General features: G+C 52.9%; 1 protein-coding gene and 1 pseudogene. One reads left to right on the forward strand and one right to left on the reverse strand.

Annotated elements, in window-relative coordinates:
• Positions 1-63: 63 nt before the first annotated feature.
• Entirely contained in the window at positions 64-264 is a 201-nt protein-coding gene (locus Z052_RS12700; protein ID WP_099289097.1) for a hypothetical protein, read from the reverse strand.
• A gap of 98 nt (positions 265-362) precedes the next feature.
• On the opposite strand from Z052_RS12700, the pseudogene Z052_RS12705 reads away from it, so the two are divergent.
• Positions 363-748 (forward strand): annotated as a pseudogene (locus Z052_RS12705) (IS5/IS1182 family transposase); the annotation flags it as partial.

The following is a 748-nucleotide window of genomic DNA, read 5'->3' on the forward strand; positions in this document are numbered from 1 at the left end:
ACGTTCAAAGCTGAGTTACTTGCTTAGAGATGCGTGCATTAACTACACGACGTTTAGAACTAGTTAGAAAGTGCCCTTTCGTTTCCGAATAATGATTTCTCGCACCTGTTCAACGTGGTTCGTCTCGGATTGGACGAATGCTGTGAGGATGGCTTCGACGATCTCGGAGCGGCCGACTCCGAGATCGTCACACTCAGTGACCAGTTCATCCACTTCTCGCACGATTTCCTCGTCAACAGCGACTCCGAACTTCTCTTTCGTCATAGCTACGACAAGCTAAGAACAGTGTGTACCAAGTGTACGACGCTTTCAATTCATCAGAGCTGATTCAGCAAACTATGTGAACTCTTCTATGACACTCTCACAAGGACATCTACGGCATTCGCCCCGTCGAACGAGAGCTTCAAAACACGGTTGTCTGGCTGAGCTGTGGCTTCGATCGACCGCCGTCGAGAGACGCGGTCGATCGTTTCCTCACTGACCTCGAACACATCGTTGACGAAGTCTTTGACCGACTCGTCGAGCAGGCCGCCGTCCGCGGCCTGCTCGACTTGACCTACTGTATCGATTCAACGGACGTGAGGGCGATGCCTGCTGATCAAGACGCGACGAAGTGCTACGATCCAACCGACGACGAGTACTACTACGGCTACGGCTGTACGATCGTCTCGACCGGGCAAAAGATCCCGGTTGCAGCGGAGTTCACAGAGAGTAAACAAGCGCCAGAGGAGACGGCGATGCGCGTCAC

The sequence above is a fragment of the Halorubrum sp. C191 genome (assembly GCF_002727095.1).
Classification (GTDB): domain Archaea; phylum Halobacteriota; class Halobacteria; order Halobacteriales; family Haloferacaceae; genus Halorubrum; species Halorubrum ezzemoulense.

Coding starts and splice junctions, on each gene's coding strand:
- Z052_RS12700 (WP_099289097.1), bottom strand. CDS start 264: ATGACGAAAGAGAAGTTCGGAGTCGCTGTTGACGAGGAAATCGTGCGA.